12 protein-coding genes are annotated in these 17,213 nt (G+C 46.1%); 11 read left to right on the top strand and 1 reads right to left on the bottom strand.

Annotation, left to right across the window (positions count from 1 at the left end; genetic code table 11):
• Window positions 1–842 precede the first annotated feature (842 nt).
• The 9 genes from B3Z23_RS06335 (at window position 843) to B3Z23_RS06375 (ending at window position 11,358) form a co-directional block, all read left to right on the top strand.
• Window positions 843–1,604 (top strand): GntR family transcriptional regulator, encoded by a 762-nt coding sequence (locus B3Z23_RS06335; RefSeq protein ID WP_294904417.1) that lies wholly within the window; start codon window positions 843–845, stop codon window positions 1,602–1,604.
• Between the two features lie 94 nt (window positions 1,605–1,698).
• Entirely contained in the window at window positions 1,699–3,111 is a 1,413-nt protein-coding gene (locus B3Z23_RS06340) for an ABC transporter substrate-binding protein (RefSeq protein WP_294904420.1), read from the top strand.
• A gap of 59 nt (window positions 3,112–3,170) precedes the next feature.
• The gene (locus B3Z23_RS06345) at window positions 3,171–4,004 is read left to right on the top strand and encodes an ABC transporter permease (RefSeq protein WP_294904423.1); all 834 of its coding nucleotides are present in this window, start codon (window positions 3,171–3,173) and stop codon (window positions 4,002–4,004) included.
• Window positions 3,991–4,806 (top strand): ABC transporter ATP-binding protein, encoded by an 816-nt coding sequence (locus B3Z23_RS06350; protein ID WP_294904425.1) that lies wholly within the window; start codon window positions 3,991–3,993, stop codon window positions 4,804–4,806. Before B3Z23_RS06345 ends, B3Z23_RS06350 begins: the two co-directional genes overlap by 14 nt.
• A gap of 83 nt (window positions 4,807–4,889) precedes the next feature.
• On the top strand, window positions 4,890–6,260 hold the full coding sequence (locus B3Z23_RS06355; protein WP_294904428.1) for an arylsulfatase: 1,371 nt from the start codon (window positions 4,890–4,892) through the stop codon (window positions 6,258–6,260).
• A gap of 81 nt (window positions 6,261–6,341) precedes the next feature.
• Window positions 6,342–7,256: a formylglycine-generating enzyme family protein gene (locus B3Z23_RS06360; RefSeq protein ID WP_294904431.1), complete on the top strand. Its 915-nt coding sequence runs from the start codon at window positions 6,342–6,344 to the stop codon at window positions 7,254–7,256.
• Between the two features lie 13 nt (window positions 7,257–7,269).
• Window positions 7,270–8,436 carry a SulP family inorganic anion transporter gene (locus B3Z23_RS06365; RefSeq protein WP_294904433.1) on the top strand — a complete coding sequence of 389 codons (1,167 nt, stop codon included), beginning with the start codon at window positions 7,270–7,272 and terminating at the stop codon, window positions 8,434–8,436.
• Window positions 8,437–8,803: 367 nt separating this feature from the next.
• Window positions 8,804–9,721, top strand: coding sequence for a nitrogen assimilation transcriptional regulator NAC (gene nac, locus B3Z23_RS06370; protein ID WP_294904436.1), 918 nt, complete (start codon window positions 8,804–8,806; stop codon window positions 9,719–9,721).
• 341 nt (window positions 9,722–10,062) lie between these two features.
• Window positions 10,063–11,358: an NCS2 family permease gene (locus B3Z23_RS06375; RefSeq protein WP_294904438.1), complete on the top strand. Its 1,296-nt coding sequence runs from the start codon at window positions 10,063–10,065 to the stop codon at window positions 11,356–11,358.
• Window positions 11,359–11,480: 122 nt separating this feature from the next.
• Here B3Z23_RS06375 and B3Z23_RS06380 read toward each other — a convergent pair whose 3' ends face one another.
• Entirely contained in the window at window positions 11,481–12,929 is a 1,449-nt protein-coding gene (locus B3Z23_RS06380) for an AMP nucleosidase (RefSeq protein WP_294904441.1), read from the bottom strand.
• 388 nt (window positions 12,930–13,317) lie between these two features.
• Between B3Z23_RS06380 and B3Z23_RS06385 the strand changes: the two genes are divergently transcribed.
• Both B3Z23_RS06385 and B3Z23_RS06390 read left to right on the top strand, forming a co-directional pair.
• Window positions 13,318–14,784 carry an EmmdR/YeeO family multidrug/toxin efflux MATE transporter gene (locus B3Z23_RS06385; protein WP_414716477.1) on the top strand — a complete coding sequence of 489 codons (1,467 nt, stop codon included), beginning with the start codon at window positions 13,318–13,320 and terminating at the stop codon, window positions 14,782–14,784.
• Window positions 14,785–14,902: 118 nt separating this feature from the next.
• Window positions 14,903–17,017, top strand: a complete 2,115-nt coding sequence (locus tag B3Z23_RS06390) for a putative bifunctional diguanylate cyclase/phosphodiesterase (protein WP_294904447.1) — start codon at window positions 14,903–14,905, stop codon at window positions 17,015–17,017.
• Window positions 17,018–17,213: the final 196 nt, after the last annotated feature.

The raw sequence follows: 17,213 nt of genomic DNA on the forward strand, positions 1-17,213 counted from the left end.
GTTAAAAATGGGGGGATTACCAGACGACACAATCGTTTAATCATCACTACGGTAGCGATGGCAAGGTCAGAGTAGTGCCGTGGTTCGCCTATTTTATGAAGATATTACCTGATTGCGCCATGCCCTGACTGCCTGATGTTCAGCAGGAGGGTGATGGAAACATCGTTGATAAAAGTTCTGTGTAACTCTTCCTGTTAGTGATTCTGAGCTTCTGCCTGCGCGACTGGTGACATTATCAGGGAGTTTCAGAGAATGATTCTTAAGTACAGTAAATGTGAGATTCAATCTAAAAGGTGATACTGAATCGACGGGCGAAACTAAGAATTATTGTATATATTTCATCAGTTATTATGCATTTGCTATCAGAACATGAGTCATATGAAAGTGATAACTACCCAGGCAACCGTTAAAGTTGATGGTGATTATGGCCCAGAACTTAAATTTACAATGAGTTATAAATAATACCTGCTGGTTATAATAAAGTGTTTATGAATAAGACCCCCGGACAGAAAAGTGAACATGTTATAACAAGCAGGGAGGTGGGTACTGAAAAAAACACATCCATGAAGTAGAGATCTGCCATCAGTGCTAAAGTTATTGGCCTGTAAAGGATTTTATGAGGTTTGAAAAATATAGTTCATCAACAGCTGACTAAAGGTATAAATAGTTATCATTATTGCTATCAGTAAGTTAACTATAATTTTGGTTCCGGAGGTGGAAATGTTGCCGAGGTATATCATGAATGTTGATATGGGATATGTGATATTGATATAACATGTCATATTGAGTTGTGAGGCGGGAGTGGATATTCTTATCCTGTAAATATGATGAGAATATGTCACATGGCAAAAAACTTAAATATACCATTATGCAATGAAAATTCCTCTCACCCTATGTATGAGCAGGTATATGAGTATTTATACTCAAAAATTATTAATGGCGAATATGAACAGAATCAGAAAATACCCTCTGAAAGCCAGTTGATGGAAATCTTTGGAGTGAGCAGAATTACGATTCGTCAGGGATTAAGTAAACTACAGTCAGCAGGGATGATTTATAAATCCCATGGTCGAGGGGCTTTCGTCTCTCCACCAGTTGTCTCTCAGGATTTACAAAATAGTCTGCAGGGATTTTCGACATCAATGCGTAAAATGGGACATGAAAGTCACTCCAGATTATTATCCTTCAGAAATATAAAGGCATCGGATAGCATCAGTAAAAACCTTAGGGTTGAGCCTGGAAGTGATGTGATAGAAATAAAAAGACTCAGATTTCTTAACAAAGAACCGGTATCAATTGATGTGACATATATCCTCCAGGAACTAGGGGAGAGATTGAGAAATATTGACTTTGAAACACAGGATATCTTTCATGCTCTGGAAGAAAAACTATATATTTCTTTGGGTTATGCGGATTTAAAAATAAGCTCACAACTGGCTAATTCTGAATGCGGGTCTCTGCTAAATATTGAGGAAGGATCTCCAGTGTTAATGATTGAGCGTATTGTTAATACCGCCAGTGGTAAACCTATTGAATACGAGAACCTGTACTATCGTGGCGATTCATTTCAATTTAATTTTAGAGTGAATAATATAGTCGAATAGATAATAAATCCGGCGTAGTACTATTCCTACATGCAATAATTATGTGGTGGTGAAAATTACCAGAGTAATTACCTTACCGTAAGGACGGTTCCATATGGAATTTATTAAATTGTTTAAAATTAAACGATCTACTTTATTACTCATTTCTTCAATGTCACTGTTGCCGTCACTGGCAAGTGCGGAGACTATTAATCTTGGTATCGGTACTCAGGATACCACCACAAATACAGTTACAGCGGGAATAGTATTAAAAAAACTAGGGCTGTTGGACAAATATCTGCCGCATACAGGAAAGTACCAGGGTGTCAGTTACAACATAAGCTGGCTAAATGCTACCTCGGCACCACCGATTACCAATAGTATGATGGCAGGAAAATTACAAATAGGGATGATGGGCGATTATCCCCTTCTGGTCAATGGTGCTATAGGACAACAATTAAATAACCAGACAGAGCTGATTGCTGTGATAGCGTATAATCGTTATGGTAGTGGCAATGGAATTGTTGTGCCTAAAAACTCACCTTACTATGATATTAGCGATCTGAAAGGAAAAATTGTTTCGGTTCCCTTTGGCTCAGCAGCACATGGGATGCTAATGAATGCCTTAAGTGAGCGAGGATTACCACCAGATTATTTTAATCTGATTTCTCAGTCTCCGGAGGTAGGGATCACCAGTTTACAAGAAAATCATATAGATGCCCATGCTGATTTTGTTCCGTATCCTGAATTACTTGCGTTTCGAGGGATAGGCAGGAAAATCTACGATGGTGCAGAAACAGATATACCTACCTTCCATGGTATTGTCGTTCGTAAAGATTTTGCAGATAAGTATCCCGAAGTTGTTATTGGATATCTGAAAGCCGTACTTGCTGCAGACAACTGGTTTAAATCAAATCCTGTACAGGCTTCTGAAAAAATCGAGCAATGGACAAAAATAAATAAAGAAGTGGTTTATATTTATCTGGGGCCGGATGGCATTCATACGTTGGACTCAACAATTAAGCCTTTGCTGGTCAATGCACTGAAAAAAGACTATGGGTTGTTACGTAAGATAAATATGGTAAAACCACTTAACATTAACGCCTGGGTCAATGATTCATATATTAAACAGGCATATAAGGAACTTGGATATAATTACGCTGCGCAGCTTGGCAGTTTTAGTAATTATGGCATTAATACAGAAGATCCAGAGTGCCATGTCACAATTAAAAATCAGGAGGCTATCGGACAGATTTGGTTCAGTGATGGAAATTTAATATCATATAGTTCACCTGAGTGCACTTTCTCTGTCCTGAGAAGAACACCTGGAAAAGAAATAGATACGGTATATGTTATAGATCATCAAAGGGGAATAAAAATGTTCGCCTTGAATGCATTTTATAATGTAGTGACCAGTAATGGTCATTTGAGAATCACACCTTTCATGTTGAAGAAAGATGCGGAGTTATATAACCATAAAAATGGTGGTGAACTGGAAAGCTATCAGCAAGTGATTGCCAAAAAGTGATTTTTACTCCATCGGCACAGACTGAATTATCCATTCATTATTGATTAACAGGAATCGTAATGTGCGGCATGTTGATAAGTTTTTTTAAAAACTCAACGATATCGAAAAATATTTTAAGATCGATGATTTACTGTCTGTCTATAGGGAGTGTTTTTATTGTCTGGTATTTTGGTACTAAGTATAAAGTGAATTTATATGTAAGGTTTGAAAATATACCCCCCCCCTATGAGGTAGGGGTTCAGGCATTACATACTATTTTCTCGAAAGGATATGTTGTTAATATAATATATAGTATCAAGAGGATTCTGTTCGGATTTTTTATTGCTGCTTTCTCAGGTGTTATATTAGGTGTTTGTGCAGGAAGGTATAAAATTGTAAACCTTCTTCTGATGCCTGCAATTGAATTGCTCAGACCTATCCCTGCGATTGCATGGGTGCCGTTATCTATTATGTTATGGCCGGGAACCGAGTCCAGTATAGTATTCATTACTTTTTTGGGCGCATTTTTCCCTGTTTTAGTTAATACATTATATGGAGTTCAATCCATGGACGGTGTTTTGATTCGGGCAGCAAAAAGCCTGGGGGCTGGTGAACTTAGTCTGGTTATATATGTGATCCTGCCTGGAGTATTACCCGCAGTATTCACCGGACTCGAAATCGGGATGGGGGTAGCCTGGGTGTCATTAATCGCAGCGGAAATGATTGCAGGTCAGTTCGGAGTCGGTTATTTCACCTGGGAATCGTATTCGCTGGTGAACTATCCATCAATTGTGCTGGGAATGATAACCATTGGCGTCCTTGGATTAATCTGCAGCAGTGGCATTAGATTTATTGGAAGCAGGATCATGCCCTGGAAAGCATTAACTCGTGGGGGAAAACATGACAAGCAGTAGCGATAAGGGGTTTGTTGAATGTCTTAATATTAGTATGAGTTTCGGTCGCGGAAAGTCGCGCATAGAAGCTCTGAGGGATGTCACTTTTCAGGTTAATCCGGGAGAGTTTGTTTCACTGATAGGACCTTCGGGCTGTGGTAAATCGTCGTTAATTAATATGCTTGCCGGATTTACCGTACCCACCCGCGGGACGCTTCGATTGGATAACAACAAAATAATTAAGCCTGGTTCTGATTGTGGTGTGGTATTCCAGCAATATTCTCTTTTTCCATGGCTCTGTGTACGTAAAAATGTGGAGTTCGGACTTAAAATGTCGGGAGTACCTGCAAAGGAGCGCAAAGAGAAAGCTGCTATGTTTCTCAAACAGGCAGGGTTATCAGATTTCGAAAACCATTATCCCGAACAGTTATCAGGTGGAATGAAACAGCGGGTAGGCATTGTGCGGGCATTAGCTACAAATCCGCAAGTGTTATTAATGGATGAACCTTTTGGTGCTCTGGACACGCAAACCCGAACGGTAATGCAGGAAATTCTGACCAATATCTGGCAGAAGTTTCGAACCTCTGTATTGTTTATTACTCACGATATTGAGGAGGCAGTGTTTCTTTCCGATAAAATTTATGTGATGACAGCTCGCCCCGGGCGAATTAAAGCTGAAATTACTGTTCCTTTACCTCGACCACGGACTGCTGAGATGACCCGTAGCCCGGAATTTATAGAGTTAGTTAATCATATAAAAATATTGATCAGGAATGAATCATTAGCTGCGATGGAGACTGAGTTAAAAGCAGGCGGAGTTTGAGTTTTCAGTCATGAATAGAAAATCATTTATGAGTGCGACTATTTTTTTTGATAATTTTTTGAAGTGAAAGAGGAAGGTAAATCATGTCAAACCGTAAACCAAATATTCTTTTTTTCCATGTTGATAATCTGGGCATGGGAGAGTTAGGTTGTTATGGTGGTGGTATTTTACGTGGTGCAGATACCCGTCGCATGGACGATTTTGCGAAAGAGGGGATGAAACTTACACATTATGTAGTTGAGCCACAGTGTACACCCACCCGTTCCGCACTGATGACTGGTCGTTATCCGATTAGGTCGGGTAATCATACGATTGCCTTAGGTGGTAACTCGGGTGGACTCGTCTCCTGGGAAAGAACTATTGCGGAATTACTTGAAGAAAAAGGTTATAAATCAGCCTGTTATGGAAAGTGGCATATCGGTGCAGAAGATGGGCGGTGGCCCACCGACCACGGCTTCGATGAATGGTATGGGCCGCTCAGAACTTATGATGAATGTATGTGGCTCGAAGATCCGCATTATGTAGCCGAGCGTGACGGATTCTCTTATATGCATGAAGGTCGGAAGGGAGAAGGTTGCTGGCCTCTAAAAGATCAGCAATTAACCATGGATATGAAAAAGCGCTGCGATCTGGAATATTTAAACCGCAGCAAAGCATTTATCGATCAGCAAGTGGCAGACGATGAGCCTTTTTTTGTCTATTTTAATCATTCCCTGATGCATTTCCCGATGATACCGCGGGACGAGTTCATTGGTAAAAGTTCCAATGGTGACTGGGGGGATTGTTTGCTGATGTTGGATAACGATTTTGGTGTTCTGCTGGACCACTTAGACAAACTGGGTGTTGCAGACAATACAATTGTTGTAATGTGTGGGGATAATGGTGCGGAAGATCATCTGGCAGGCCGTGGGACAGGAGGATTTTTTGATGGTTCGTATTTTAGTTCTGCGGAGGGTGGAATACGTACACCACTACTGATTCGCTGGCCTGGATATATACAACCGGGTATTGAAAGTAATGAGATGGTCCATGTCACTGATATGTTCAGCACGTTAGCTAAATTTACCGGCTGTGATATCCCACAAGACAGACTTATTGATGGTATTGATCAGAGTGCATTTTTTCTTAATGAACAGGAAAACTCAAATCGTGAAGCCTGTATGGTCTGGCTTAACGACGAATTACATGCTGTAAAATGGAAAGACTTTAAAATTAATTTTAAACGTCAACAACATTTCCATGATCCTGAATTACCTCTTGGCTTTGCCCGTATTACACATCTTCAGGAAGATCCTAAAGAACGAGAAGCGGTTAATCAGAGATATGTTCGATGGTGGGTTATGCAACACGCACATCGGATAGTTCGTGAATTTGAAGACTCGGTGAAAAAAGAAGCCTTAATACCCCCTGGGTCGTTACTGGACTTTATTCCGGATCGCATAACCGAAGCATAATATCAGTAGTCATTCACTTTATCTTTTATTGATGTCCTCCGGGGCAGGGATTTCTTTGCCCCGAAATCAGGAGTAAACATAATGAATGTTCAGTCTGTCAGACCGCGTCATGACAAGGGAATACTGATCCCATCCGGAGAATTTACCATGGGCTCTGAACAATTTTATCCGGAAGAGCGTCCGTTGCGCCGTGTTAAAGTGAGGGAGTTCCGCATTGACAGACATCCGGTAACCTACCGGCAGTTTGCACGGTTTGTAGAAAATACCGGCTACCAGACTTTTGCAGAGCTTCCTCCGGACCCATCACTTTACCCGGATGCTGATCCTTCCTTTTTGGTTCCTGGATCCCTGGTATTTACCCCGCCCTCAAGTCCTGTCAGCTTACTAGATTTTCGGGCCTGGTGGGCCTATGTCCCCGGGGCCAACTGGCGTTATCCCTGGGGAAAAGCCGCTGGCAAACAGCCTGACCCCGACCATCCTGTGGTACAGGTAACGTTTGCCGATGCACTTGCCTATGCGAAATGGGTGGGAGGAACATTACCTGATGAAGCTGAATGGGAATATGCAGCAAGGGGAGGGTTGGAGGGTAAGACATACTCATGGGGAGATGAGTTTATGCCGGCAGGGCGACATATGGCAAATACCTGGCAAGGGCGTTTCCCCTGGGAGAATCTGGCTGAAGATGGCTTTACAGGGACGTCACCAGTGATGTCATATCCGGCGAATGGTTATGGATTATTTGATATGACAGGCAATGTATGGGAATGGACAAGCAGCAGATTCACACCAAATCATGCTTCTTCTTCGCCTCATAACTGTTGTACCCCTGAAAGGGTTGTAAATATTACCGGGCAACGAAATGTTGTGAAAGGAGGGTCACATTTGTGCGCTCCAAATTACTGTTTACGATATCGGCCCGCAGCACGACAAGGACAAACACTGGATACGGCTACCAGCCATATTGGATTTCGATGCATTACCAGAGTGGGTTCCTGAAGGAGTGGAATCAATGAAATTATCTTCGGGAATTTGGAGTAGAGAAATTGTCGCAGGCCTGGTTACTGCCTTAGCACTCGTGCCAGAGGTTATTTCTTTTTCGGTAATTTCTGGCGTATCTCCAGAAATAAGCTTGTTTTCATCAGTCATATTGTGTCTGACATTATCATTTGCCGGTGGGCGTCCTGCTATGGTAACTGCGGCTGCAGGTTCTGTGGCACTGGTTGCCGGACCTATGGTTCATACGCACGGTCTGGCTTATCTGATGCCTGCCGTATTGCTTTGTGGTGCGCTACAACTTATTTTCAGCTGTGCGGGCTTTGCTGGCATCATTAGATTTATAAAACAACCGGTGATGAATGGTTTTGTAAATGCACTGGGAGTATTGATTTTTGCGGCTCAGTTGTCTTCGGTTAACCATCACGGAATTATCATCTATATATTATTCGCTCTGGCAGCCATTATTACCGTGTGTGTTCCACGGCTACTTCCCAGAGTCCCGGCTCCATTGATTACAGTACTTATTATTTCATTGTTGGTTTATTTTGCCGGACTCACAGTACCTATGGTCGGAGTTCAGGGAACTGAATTGAAAGGGGACATGATTCGTGACTGGAATATGGCGCCAGTTAATTTTCATACACTGATGATAATTTTCCCAACGGCCCTGAGCATGGCGTTGGTAGGGTTGATGGAAACATTACTTACGGCAACCGTCGCCGATGCAATGACTCAAACCTCTTCAGATAAAACGCGTGAGTCTTTAGCCTTAGGAGCAGCTAATCTTCTGGCGGGTTCTCTGGGAGGTGTCGCCGGATGTGCGATGATCGGGCAGTCGATAGTAAATATTGAGTTGGGAAAAGCCCGTACCCGCCTCTCAACCTTTGCTGCTGGCATTACTTTACTGTTACTGAGTACTGACATGAACAATATATTAAACAGAATACCTATGGTTGCGTTGGCCGGTATCATGGCAGTAGTTGCGATGAAAACGATTAACTGGAATAGCATTCGCCCTGCGACACTGATAAAAAGTCCCTGGTCAGAAACCCTGATAATGATAGTTTCAGTCGGGATCACCGTTTTTACCGGGAACCTGGCAGCAGGTGTAGCCTGTGGGGTAATCCTGACCTACATTCTAATTTTTAGAAAGGCCACAACCATCCCGACACTCAGATGAGTTGACTAATGCTCTGCTCTAATGGCTGGTTAACTTAACTAACACAATGCTGCCAGCCCCATGGCGTGGCAGTGTTAACAGCCTCTGACAGGGAGCAATGCTATTTTGGCTTTTGGACAACGTCAACCTGCACTAATGGCAGACATTTTGCACTGGCCTGGTGCGTTTTTTAGTGTTCTCTGTCATCGAACTGAAATAACCCTGTGCTTAAAAAAACAACAGAACAGCCTCTTTTCATAGTGTTTTTGTTATGACCTGTCTTTGCTGACAGGCTTTATTCATTTCTGGCCTGGTTATTGCAACTACCGGTATATCCATCCAAAGGCATAGCCTGTTTTGAGTTTCCGGATTTCGTGACGGGGGAAAAATGAATCTAAGACGTCTGAAATACTTTGTGAAAATTGTCGATATCGGCAGTCTTACCCAGGCCGCAGAAGTTCTGCATATTGCGCAACCGGCACTGAGCCAGCAGGTCGCTACGCTCGAAGGTGAAATGGACCAGCAGTTGCTGATCCGCACCAAGCGTGGAGTGACTCCGACAGATGCTGGGAAAGTCCTCTATACCCATGCCAGAAATATTTTGCGGCAGTGCGAACAGGCTCAACTGGCGGTGAATAATGCCGGACATACCCTGAGTGGACAGGTCTCAATTGGTCTTGCTCCCGGGACTGCAGCTTCTTCACTGGTGATGCCATTACTGCAGAAGTTGCGTGAGACATACCCGGAAATTCTGGTTTATCTGCACGAAAACAGTGGTCATGCTCTGAATGAAAAAGTGCTGAATGGCCAGCTGGATATGGCATTGCTCTATGACCGGACACCTGTTACCGGGCTGAACTGTCAGCCGTTAATGAAAGAAGAACTGTATCTGGTAGGCACCGGGAATTCTCCGGGACATACGGTTGACCTGGGTGAAGTTGCCGGCATGAATCTCTATCTTCCGCGTGATTATAGTGCTGTACGTCAGCGGGTTGATGAAGCATTTTCCTTGCGCCGGTTAAGTGCACATATCATTGGTGAAATTGAATCTCTGTCGACCCTTTCAGCAGCAATTTCCAGTGGCATGGGTGTTTCGGTATTGCCTGAATCTGCCGCGAAATCTTTAACTGCACCTATCAATGGCTGGATGGCAAAAATTACTGCACCTTCGTTACACCTGCCTTTATCGCTAAATATCTCTTCTGCTCTGCCGTTGTCGGGTTCGGCCCAGGCGGTTAAAAATTGCCTGCTGTCACTGACACAACAAACTATAGTGGATGAACATGAACTGATGCTGGTGAGTTAACCAGCAGTTTACTGTCAGATGCCGGTTATCCGGCATCGCTATAATTTTTCCTGCCGGTAATCAGAAAAACTTATTGCTCCCGGTGCTGTCGATGATTAGGATCGGCAGCCGGAAGGAAAACGTTTGCGCTTTCATGGTGCAGCCAGGTGTGGTTTTTCTGTCCAGCTATTCTCCGGGAATACTGACCTGTGCTATGCCATGGCACGGGTTTTGCTTGTGTAATTCTGTTTGGGGTGATGTGAAAAAGCCTTCTGCCGGACACAGTGTCGCAGAGGGCTTTTTCTGAAATGCCGTAATAAAAATGAAAATCGTGGTAAGCGATATCAAAAAGGGATCGACTCATGCTTGAAAAACTCTTTAAGTTGAAAGCAAACAAAACCAGCGTTCGTACTGAAGTGATTGCCGGTTGTACTACCTTCCTGGCAATGGCCTATATCCTGTTTGTTAACCCAAGTATCCTTGGTGCCACCGGGATGGATAAAGGTGCAGTGTTCGTGGCGACCTGCCTTGCTGCGGCAATCGGTTCTGTACTGATGGGTATGATTGCCAATCTGCCGATTGCTCTGGCTCCGGGCATGGGCTTAAACGCCTTTTTCACTTATACCGTCGTGCTGCATATGGGATACCACTGGGAGGTTGCTCTGGGTGCGGTATTTATTTCGGCATTAACCTTCTTTGCACTCTCTTTGTTTAAAATTCGTGAGTGGATCATTAACAGCATCCCACTGCCTTTACGTTCGGCGATTGCTGCCGGTATTGGTCTGTTCCTGGCACTGATTGCACTGGAAGGAGCAGGAATTGTGGTAGGTAACCCGGCGACGCTGGTGGGTCTGGGCGATATCACTAAACCAGGCGCGTTACTGGCGCTGTTGGGCTTCTTCCTGATAGTCATTCTTGAAGCACGTAAAGTGACCGGTGCGGTATTGATTGGTATCCTGGTGGTCACCGCGATTGCGATGCTGGCAGGTTTAACTCCCTTTGGCGGAATCTTCTCCGCTCCTCCGTCACTGGCTCCAACCTTCCTGAAACTGGACATTGCAGGTGCATTCAACGTTGGTCTGGTGAGTGTGATTTTCGCATTTCTGTTTGTCGACGTGTTTGATAACTCGGGTACGCTGATTGGGGTGACCCGTCGTGCCGGTCTGAGCGATGAGAACGGCAATATTCCGGCAATGGGGCGTGCTCTGGTTGCTGACAGTGCGGCAGCACTGTTCGGTTCACTGCTGGGCACTTCTACCACCACCAGTTTTGTGGAATCAGCAGCCGGGGTAAGTGCGGGTGGCCGTACTGGTCTGACATCGGTGGTGGTCGCTATCCTGTTCCTGTTGTCACTGTTCTTTTCACCACTGGCGGGGAGTGTACCGGTCTACGCGACAGCACCAGCACTGTTATTTGTGGCGGTACTGATGACCTCTGGTCTGGCTGAGATTGACTGGAAAGATATTACTACTGCCGCGCCGGTAGCGGTGACTGCGATTACCATGCCATTCACCTATTCGATCGCCAACGGGATCGCGTTTGGATTTATCACCTGGACCGTAGTGAAGTTACTGAGCGGAAAGGTGCGTGAAGTGAATCCGGCACTGATTATTCTGTCGATTCTGTTTGTCATCAAACTCGGCTGGTTAAGTGCCTGAGTATTGAATCATCCGGCCAGGACTGATGGGGTTATGAACAGTTGTGGCTGGCATTTTAAGGGGCGGATATCCGCCCCTTGTTATTTGTGTTTTCTGTCACGTTATGCTTAGGAAATGCTGCCTCAGCGGAAAGGCGGTTCGTCAAAGGTACGAAGTTTACGGGAATGCAGGCGGTCGGCCTCTGCCTGGAGCAACGACACGGCACAGATCCCGATATGCAGATGTTCGGAAATAGCACCTTCATAAAACCGGTTAGCCTGACCGGGCAGCTTTATTTCACCGTGCAGGGGTTTATCAGAGACACAGAGCAGGGTGCCATAGGGAACCCGAAAACGATAACCCTGGGCTGCGATTGTGGCACTTTCCATATCCACTGCAATGGCCCGGCTTTGATTAAAGCGTAATGCTGATGCTGCATAACGTAACTCCCAGTTACGGTCATCAGTGGTCACCACCGTACCCGTCCTCAGGCGTTGTTTAATATCCTCACCGTGAATCCCGCTGACCTGACGGGTAGCATCGTATAGTGCCCGTTGGACTTCAGCGATACTGGGTACCGGAATATCCGGTGGCAGTACAGAATCTAACACGTGGTCATCCCGTAAATAGGCATGTGCCAGCACATAATCACCAATCCTCTGACTTTCGCGTAATCCTCCACAATGGCCAATCATCAGCCATGCATGCGGACGCAGTACGGCCAGATGATCACAGATGGTTTTGGCATTCGAGGGACCTACACCGATGTTTATCAGCGTTATTCCACGTTTATTATCGGCTATCAGATGCCATGCCGGCATCTGGTGTTTTTTCCACGCGAGATCAGTCACAATATCTTCCGGTTGCTGGCTTTCGGCGGTAATTTCTATTCCTCCGGCACAGACTAAGCGGGTATAAGGAGTCGCCGGGTCCCGGACCTGGGCCACCGCCCAACTGACGAATTCATCGACATAGCGGTTATAGTTGGTGAACAGGACAAAAGGCTGAAAGTCTGCAGTGGAAGTTCCTGTGTAATGACGTAGCCGGGCAAGAGAAAAATCGGTGCGTAAGGCATCAAACTGTCCCAGTGGGAAATCACCTTGTTGACCCAGCAGGCCATCAGAAACCTCGTTACCAATATGCGACAGATCGGTCACCGGGAAGTGGCGGGCGATACTGGCCATGATCTCCCGGTCCGCTGGTAGTTCCGTACCTTCAATGACATAAGGATAGGGAATTTCTGTCCGGGAAGGGCGCACTTCCAGAGTAAAGTCATACTCACTCGCCAGCATCCGGAGCTGTTCACGTAGATAATGACGTAACAGCGCTGGCTGGGTGACGGTAGTGGCATAACTGCCCTGGCGGGTAAATCGTCCCCATGCTCGTACCCGGCTGGCCGGTGCGGTTTCTCCCTGCCAGTTCAGATGCAGCTCAGGATAGACAAACAGACCTGCGGCACGGGTGACAGGGTCCGGTAATATCCCCTGCAGGGCATAGTTTTGCAGTGCCTCACGCAGGGCAGTGACAGATTTCTGGTACCCGGACTCAAGAGCATCCAGGGCGTGTTCTATATCTTCAGGAAGTACAGTCATTTTAGCTCCGGTCTTCGGGGGTCTTCTGTTAGCCTGGTGGCTGCTACCGATTATTACCCGTTAACCCCGCCAGAGAAACTTAAGTTTTTTCTGAAAACCCAGATATTCAGCGGCGGCACTGTATAATTTACATTCATGCATTCGTATAAATAACTGATAATTTTGCAGAGATAAAAAATTTTTTAATAAATAACAATGTATCAGATTTGTTAAGTAGTGTTTTTGGAGTGTGGGGTATAGAATTATTCAGCCAGTGCACATCGCCTGACAGTTTCCCCTGATGATATCCACCAGTGACAAACAATCCGCTGTAAGCACAGTGGTGGTTGATTGTTTGTCTTTATTTCAATGGATTAAATGATTTGGTATCCCCTTGCGAAATCCAGGCATAGCGTTAAAACAAGCAATACAAAAAACGGAATGGTATCCCAGACGTAAGCGCTATACGACGTTATTACGCAGGGAGATTACCCCGTTGGCAGTGCCCATTCTGATTGAAAATACCTGTGTTTTATTAATGGGTGTGCTCAGTACTTTTCTGGTCAGCTGGCTGGGTAAGGCTGCGATGGCCGGAGTTGGGCTGGCTGATAGTTTTAACATGGTAGTTATCTCTTTCTTTGCGGCTGTGGATCTGGGAACTACCGTGGTGGTTGCCTTCAGTCTGGCGAAAAGAGAAGGCAAACGTGCCAGAGCCGCTGCCCGTCAGTCACTGGGACTGATGACTGTCACCGGTTTTTTGCTGGTGATTGTCATCGAAATCTGGGGGTACGTGATTATCGATCTGATTGCCGGAAGTGCTCAGCCCGATGTAAAAGCATTTGCACTCAATTATTTACAGGTGTCTGCATGGAGTTATCCGGCGGCGGCGATTGCGTTGATCGGTAGCGGCGCTTTACGTGGCGCCGGAAATACCAAAATTCCTATGTTGATTAATGCAGGAATGAATATACTGAACATTGCCATCAGTAGTGTCCTGATATATGGCTGCTTTTCCTGGAAAGGGCTGGGATTTACCGGCGCAGGATTAGGCCTGACGGTGTCGCGTTACCTTGGGGCTGCCGTCGTGATTATTGTTCTGATGGGTCGTTACAACGGCGCGCTGACGATTCCGTTGAAAAGTTATTTTCGTCGCTGGAATTTTGCCATCCTGACCGAAGTGCTGAGTATTGGTATTCCGGCCAGTATCGAGTCGGTGTTATTTAACGGCGGTAAATTACTGACCCAGGTGTATGTCGCCGGGATGGGCACCAGTGAAATAGCCGGTAACTTTATCGCGTTCTCAATAGCATCTTTGATTAACCTGCCAGGTAATGCTTTGGGATCTGCGTCAACGATTATCACCGGCAAACGTCTTGGGAAAAACCAGGTTTATCAGGCTTCGATACAAGTGCGCCATGTATTCTGGCTATCGACCTTTGGTCTGTGCTGCCTCGCGCTATTGTCAGCCCCCCTTGCCGGGGTACTGGCGCGGTTTTATACCAAAGATCCGGAGGTTATCCGGGTGACCGAACATCTGATCTGGCTGAATGCTGCATTTATGCCAATCTGGGCGACGTCATGGGTTTTGCCGGCCAGCTTCAAAGGGGCCAGGGACGCGCGTTTTGCGATGTATGTATCGATGTTTAGCATGTGGGGGGCCAGGGTCGTTTTAGGCTACCTGCTGGGAATCTATTTTGGAATGGGTGTGATTGGCGTATGGTTAGGGATGTTCCTTGACTGGGCAGTCCGTGGTGCCTGTTTCTGGTGGCGGCTGGTTAGCGGCAGTTGGCTGAATAATTACCGTCGTTTACAGGCCAAAGCCGCCGCGACGGCAGCCAAAGTCCGGGAAGTGCCGCAGGATGCGGCAGAAAAGTAGCACGCTGCTTCTAATGCATCGATGCATCGTTTGCTCTATTCACTGTGTCGTCAGTTTCTGCCGTCAGCAGAAAAGGCAGATAAACAGAAGCGCAGTTCACCGTTATGCAGGATAAATGATGAGCAGAGCAACAAAAATAACTCTACGGACAGCCTCCGGGCCAGATATACCGTCGACAGAACCGGCATCGTTTGCGGTTTTTAAAGAACTGGTGTTTGACCATATTCCTCTGCCCGCCTGGTTTGTTTCAGCCAAGGGAAGCGAGGTCGTGGCCAATCATTGCTGGCACGAAAAAATGGCAAAACTCACCGCTAAAGCACCACAAGAGTGGCTCAGTTGGGTGCATCCTGAAGATAAGGTGATTGCCAGTGCAGCCTGGGCCGGTGCGTTACAACATCGTTCGCCATTTCACCATCAGGTCCGGCTTGCCCTGGCTGATGGTAGTTTTATCTGGCATATCGTTTATGCTTTTTATCTTGAATCATTTGATTGCTGGTTGGTGAAGTTTTTCGATATTGATGAGATGCAGATGGCCAAAGTTCGTGCCAACGATGATCTGCGCCACTCGAAAAGCATGCTGGATGCCAGCATTGATTGTATCAAGGTCATCAATCCCGAAGGCAACCTGGTGGATATGAACTTCTCAGGTTGTGAAGCCCTGGGCGTGGATCCGAATTCCGGATTTGGGATGGACTGGCTGAACCTGCTACCCCGGGAAATCCGCACCCGCGGTCGTAAAGCCTTAAAAGTGGCGAGAACCGGGGTCAATGCACGTTTTTCCGGCAAAAGCCAGCTGCCAGGCAGTGACCCTTTCTACTGGGACAACATTCTTACACCCGTGCTGGGACCTGACGGGAAAGTGGTCAGTATTCTCTGTGTTTCGCGGGATATTACCGGGTTGCATGTGGCTGAACAGCGATTTAAGTACATCAGCGAACATGACGATCTTACCGGTTTGTATAACCGTCGCGTTTTCCACAGCTCACTGAAAAAATATCTCAGAACTGCAGGTTCGCAAAACGCGTCACTGGCAGTCATGCTGATCGACCTCGATTATTTCAAACTGGTTAATGATACGCTCGGACATGTGGCTGGTGATCATCTGCTGTCGGTACTAGCGAAGCGCCTCATCCGTTATCTGCCAGAAAAAGCCTTTATTGCAAGGATTGGCGGGGATGAGTTTGCCGCCATATTTCCTGGTATCGAAAATCGTGAGCAATTACAGCATGCGGGCACGAAGCTGATTGAAGATACCTGTAAGCCTCTGAGTTATCAGGGGCATGTTATCTCTTTTAGCCTCAGCATCGGTGGGGCGATATTCCCAGCCCATGCGACAGAAAGTACTGCGCTGATTAAAGCAGCAGATATTGCGCTGAATGAATTAAAGCGTAACGGGCGCGGGGGGATTTGTTGCTTTGAACCTTCGATGACGAAACTGGTGGATACTACCCGTAATCAGTTAGAGCAGGCGAAAGATATTATTCAGAATGAAGCTATTCTCCCCTTTTATCAGCCCAAAGTAAGGTTAACTGACGGTCAGATTATTGGTATGGAAGCGTTAATGCGCTTCTACAATACTCACGGTGAACTCTGTTTCCCGGGGGATATCTGGGCTGCCTTCGAAAACTATGCGCTGGTCGAGAGGATAGGCTTTTTTATCCGTGACCGGGTGTTTGCTGATATTCGTCAGTGGATTGACCAGGGGCTGGAAGTCGTTCCGGTCTCCGTCAATGCATCCCCGGTTGAGTTTATGCGGGATAATTACGCAGAAAAATTCCTGCAACAGCTGCAAAAGTACGATTTACCCCCGGAGCTGCTGGAAGTCGAAATTACCGAGCATATGTTCGATGGGCGGGGGGCTGGTTATGTGTTCCGTGCTATCAAACTGCTGAAAGAGAAAGGTGTCAGGATATCCCTGGATGATTTTGGGACCGGTTACTCTGCGTTGGCGAACATCCGGGATTACCCTGTCGATGTCATCAAAGTCGATCGCACTTTTGTCAGTAGTTTGAGTCAGGGCAAGGAGGGACTTGCGGTCATCAAAGCTTTATTGTTGCTGGCTACTCAACTGGAACTGGATGTCGTGGCTGAGGGCATAGAAAATACCGAGCAGCGTGAGTTTCTGATTAATGAAGGCTATTTGCAGGGACAGGGGTTCCTGTTTAGTGCCGCTGTTCCTGCAAGCATCATCAGTGAATATCTGTCTAATCTGGCGACTCATAAACTGCTGTAAGCCGTACCAAACCGAACACCGGGAAAACATGAATTTTCGGCACTAACACGGTGAGCCGTCATGCGGCAACGCTGACGGCTGGCTGACTGGTGAATTAAGGGAACCGTGGCACTCCGGCGAGTCCTCCCGGGTCTCGCTCGTCGAGAAATTTTACCATTTTTTCATCGTCTTACATCAGAATTTCGACTGCCTTTCG

The sequence above is a fragment of the Tatumella sp. UBA2305 genome, from assembly GCF_002345795.1.
Lineage (GTDB): Bacteria > Pseudomonadota > Gammaproteobacteria > Enterobacterales > Enterobacteriaceae > Tatumella > Tatumella morbirosei.